We start from the raw sequence: 4,583 nt of genomic DNA on the forward strand, positions 1-4,583 counted from the left end.
GAGGCTTTTCCAGGGAAGGGGCAAATGCCTAATTGGCAAGTCGATTTCATTGATGCTTTAAATATAGCTGCTAGAGAAGCTGGTTATGAGGGTGGAACCGTGGTTAATCATTGTACTGAACAAGACAATGAGAATTTTGTTATTACACCTAATGGAAAATTAATCCTTACAAAAAGTTGGAAAGATACAAGACTATTTATAGAAAAGAATATAGTTAAAAACGGTAACTTTTTCTATTTTAATAGGTCTTATAATAAATTTGCTCCAGGAAATCACAAACAAATAGAATGGACTGATCCAATCGGAAAATAACAATTACCCCTTATAAGGTGGGATGATATAATATTTACAGTAGCTGGAATAGGTTATTGTTAACATCTGATTCTAAAGAGAAGGTACATAGATTGGAAAGATAAAGTATTTAATGAAGGGGAACGTGAATTGTAACTGTTGCAACGGAAGTGACTTCCTCATACGAGCCAGACATTTTAACTCTAATTCTTTCATAAGACGGAATATTGAAAAGTGCCGTTGTTTCTCTGATAGATGTTCCTTTTTCATTCATATAATAAAGTACATCTAGTTTATAATCGGATTGGTAGAATGTATAGCACTTTTTAAAGGCCTTTTCACTTGAAGATTCATATCGTTTCACCGCTTGGATTTTGTTGTTGAAGAAAATTTAGTCATAAAAAATACACCTCCAATTGTAAGACTGTGTCTAACAATTGGAGGTGTACCTTTTGTTACATATTTATACTGATTAACGCGAGAGGATAGGTTCATGCAATTGTTATTTCATGAAAGATTTAAGGTGTAGAAACTAACATTATAATTTCATAAATGTTATATTTATATTGATTGATATTATAATTTATGAAGGGAGAAGTTATATGAGTAATATTAAAGAATATATACCATTTATAATTCCTATACTGGCAGCCACAGTAGGTTATATATTTGGACAAAGAACAACTAAGACAAATCGTTTTTACACTCAAAATGAAAATAATTTAAAAACTGTAATTGAACCTTTATTTTTAAGTATTAAAGTTATAATGAGAGAAAATAGTGGGTTTAAAAGGGAAAGATTACTCAATGACTTATTTGAATTGTATATTCATGAAGAAAAAGGTTTGTATCAAATTGGAAATAAAGATTTAATAGACAATTTTTTCCATGTCGAGGAATTATATAAGGACTTTAAAATAGAGAAGAGCGAAGAAAAATGGAAAAAATTCTGGATTGCGTTAAACTATTATTATCAGTCTATTGAGGGAGAATACTGGTCAAATTTTTACACTTTATATAGGAACTATGGATGGTATTTACATAGCTTAAATAAAAATATATTTGTAAGAATATTTTTTGAGACGATTAGATTTTTAAAAGATACTGTTAACTTCTTAACATCATTATCAGTTGGATTTCTTGTGTTCAGTTTATACGATAAATTGCTATATTTAATCTCAGATAAAAGAATTATGCCAGAAGGTTCTATTGTTATGAGTATTCAATTGCTGATATTTTGCATTGCGTTATACGGATTTATCACTATATTTGATGCGTTTAGTCCTAACTCCTCACAGCAGAAAAGTTTTGTAGATAAATTAATAAAAAAATACACAAATGAAAATAAAAAATATGAAAAGAAAATTAAGATACCCAAAATGTACGAATAAAATATGTGATTCTTAAAAATACAGTAAGTATATACTAACTGTATTTTTATTATGAAATATAGGAATTACACTCCCTATATTTTGGATGCTAGCAGGATAATGTAATTAAAATATAAATAGGGGAGAGCACAGGAAAGAAATTCAGTAAGTAATCAATTTTACATTAAATCCGTGTTTAATATACAATTGTGTATATTGATTAAGTATGATATAATAAAAAAGCTCAGGTTTTTAAAACCTAAGCTTTGAAAGTTAAAAATTATATTTTTATAGTTGTTTAGAAATTCAAATTGTTTTTCACCGCATCGAGATGCGGGTACTCAGCCAATTCTATGTTACGTTAACCGAATCTAGATACGGGGCAATAACGTATTACTTATATTACAGATTAATTTTTAATTTGTCAACAATATCTTATTCCTGGGGGAAAGAATATGTCTTTATCATCACCGTTACAAACTGAATTAATGAATGTTTTTTTTGATGAGAGTGGTCAAGATTCTGATAAACCATCTACTATGGGCGGCCTATTAATACCAAATTCAGTTTATGATTCATATGAAATGGAATCTCTTAATAAAAAGTTACAATCAGGAAACATGAAGTTACATTGGAAAGAGTATACTGGGGATCATAAATTATATACTGATATTAAGGAAACTATAGATATATTTTCACTCTATGCTAAATACTGTAGCATGAATATTATAAATTACAATCGTTCTACCTTAGATTGGCGATATAAATTGTCAGAAGATATTGGTAGTCAAAAGCTACCAAGACGTGAAAAAAGTAAAACCTTAAATTATGCAACCTTGATGGTTTATACTAAAATACCAGAACGTATTTTCTATGGGTTATTAAGAAATTTAGGTAAAGATGTATACATAAAAACTAAAATTTATATTGAAAAAGAAGGAAAATATGAAAAATATAATATAGAGACTCGACTAAAGGAAAACTTAAACACACAGTCTTTATATAGAGCTGAACAATTTTGGGTTACGGATTGCAAAATGGTTAATAAATGTCAGATGATTGGTGTTGAATTAGTAGATCTTCTTTTGGGAATTATTAGAGTAATAATTAAAAATGCAGATATTCCACGCGGATTAACAATAGAAGAATATAAAGCGTTAAAATTAAAGGGTTCTTATATGAAACATCAATTAGTAATAGAATTATTACATAATAAGAATTTCGAAGATTTTCTAAGTAGTATAAAGTATTATGAGTGGGATAGTCATAAAGAACTTTCTGAAGTGTCGTTTAAAGACTATTTAGACTTATTTATGGCAAAGAATTATTTGGATTTCCAAGAGATATCAGTTCATAAAAAAGTCTCCTCTCCTTCTAGAAGGAATATTTACAAAAAAAGATTTATGGCAAAAAAGCTTGTAAGCAAACGAAAGTAAATAATAGCGCAATTATATATTAAAATTGTATTTAATGTAAAATTAGACGAATTCAGACAAAACAGTACATTGATTATAAAATTCAATGTACTGTTTTGAAGTTTGAGGTGAAAAAATTGAGTAATCGAGAAAAACAAGTGTATCAAGCACGTGTAGAACGTCATAAAGAAAAAATGCCCTGGTATATCATTGAATATATCGAAGAGAAAACGAACCTCTCCCCTGCTACTTTGTATGGATATTTAATTGAATATGAAATGTTTTTACAATGGTTAATCTCCTCTCGTCTTGCTACAACAGATGGTGAAGCTGTAACGAAAATACATGAGGTACCAATTGAGACATTGGAGCACCTCCCTCTTAAACAAGTAAAAAGATTTAAAAGTTATTTAGAGAGACAAGGTAATAAAACCAAGGCAGTTATACGGACATTTTCGGCTCTAAAGTCATTATTTAACTACCTAACAAGCAATACTGAGGATGATAATGGAGAATGTTACTTTTATAGAAATGTTATGGCAAAAATGGAAATTCATAAGGAAAAAATTGACGCTGCAACGAGAGCAAAAGAAATTGCAGAAGTTATTTTTCACAACAATGATGACATTAAATTCATGCGCTTTTTATCTAATGAATATGAGCAAATGTTACAAGAAACCGCTCCTGGTAAACTAAGGTTTTTTAAGCGAGATAGAGAGCGTGATATTGCTATTCTAAGTCTAATCCTGGGTACAGGTCTTCGGGTATCTGAAGCAGCTAGTTTAACTATTTCTAGTATTAATTTTCGTACTCGTTACATCAAAGTTATACGTAAAGGAGATAAAAAATCATCTATTTTGGCTACACAAACAGCTCTAGATGATGTTCAAGAGTATCTTAAAGTACGTACTAACCGTTATAAGTGCCCTGATGATGAGGATATTCTATTTGTAACGAATTATAAAGGCTCATACGCACAAATTTCTGTTAATGCAATACAAAAACTTACAGAGAAATATACTAGAGCATTTGACGAAAAAAAGAGCCCTCACAAGTTACGTCATACATATGCGACTAATCATTATAATGAAAATAAAGATTTGGTTCTGTTGGCAAATCAAATGGGTCATAATTCGATGGAAACTACCTCTCTTTATACGAATATTGATGATACTAAACGTCGAGCTGCAATCGAGCGTTTAGAACAACGTCAATTAGAAGAAAATGATGAAATTGATACATGACATGAACTATCTCTCTAAGGGATAAGAATTTAATATGTTAATCTATCTATAGTAAAAAAGCCATTGTATTTGAAGTGCACCCCAATTGTTAGACACAGTCTAACAATTGGAGGTGCATTTTTTATGGCTAAATTTTCTTCAAAAGAAAAAACCCAAGCGGTGAAACGATATTTAGATGGTACAGAAAGTGGAAAAATAATTGCTAAATCTATAGGAGTTAACCCTAGCGTACTTCGTGAGTGGATTAGACGATATGAGTCTTC

Annotated in this window: 4 protein-coding genes and 2 pseudogenes; 5 read left to right on the top strand and 1 reads right to left on the bottom strand. The window is 29.8% G+C overall.

Annotated features, from left to right (window positions below; genetic code table 11):
- A pseudogene (locus MR170_RS29775) lies at positions 1-312 on the top strand (hypothetical protein); the annotation flags it as partial.
- Positions 313-469: 157 nt separating this feature from the next.
- On the opposite strand, the pseudogene MR170_RS29780 reads toward MR170_RS29775, so the two are convergent.
- Positions 470-655, bottom strand: a pseudogene (locus MR170_RS29780) (IS3 family transposase); the annotation flags it as partial.
- Between the two features lie 238 nt (positions 656-893).
- Here MR170_RS29780 and MR170_RS29785 point away from each other — a divergent pair.
- From MR170_RS29785 to MR170_RS29800, 4 genes are all read left to right on the top strand, one after another.
- On the top strand, positions 894-1,682 hold the full coding sequence (locus MR170_RS29785; protein ID WP_242310480.1) for a hypothetical protein: 789 nt from the start codon (positions 894-896) through the stop codon (positions 1,680-1,682).
- A gap of 434 nt (positions 1,683-2,116) precedes the next feature.
- Positions 2,117-3,097: a DUF3800 domain-containing protein gene (locus MR170_RS29790; RefSeq protein WP_242310482.1), complete on the top strand. Its 981-nt coding sequence runs from the start codon at positions 2,117-2,119 to the stop codon at positions 3,095-3,097.
- Between the two features lie 116 nt (positions 3,098-3,213).
- Complete coding sequence (gene xerS, locus MR170_RS29795; RefSeq protein WP_242310484.1) at positions 3,214-4,320, top strand: tyrosine recombinase XerS; 1,107 nt, start codon at positions 3,214-3,216, stop codon at positions 4,318-4,320.
- Positions 4,321-4,443: 123 nt separating this feature from the next.
- The coding region (locus tag MR170_RS29800) for a transposase (RefSeq protein WP_242310486.1) at positions 4,444-4,583 on the top strand (140 nt) is incomplete at its 3' end.

It is taken from the genome of Bacillus cereus group sp. BfR-BA-01524, assembly GCF_022662595.1.
Classification (GTDB): Bacteria; Bacillota; Bacilli; order Bacillales; family Bacillaceae_G; genus Bacillus_A; species Bacillus_A thuringiensis_S.

What these genes read in the sequence shown, in the direction of transcription:
- MR170_RS29790 (WP_242310482.1), top strand. Translation starts at nt 2,117, where the DNA reads ATGTCTTTATCATCACCGTTACAAACTGAATTAATGAATGTTTTTTTT.
- MR170_RS29785 (WP_242310480.1), top strand. Translation starts at nt 894, where the DNA reads ATGAGTAATATTAAAGAATATATACCATTTATAATTCCTATACTGGCA.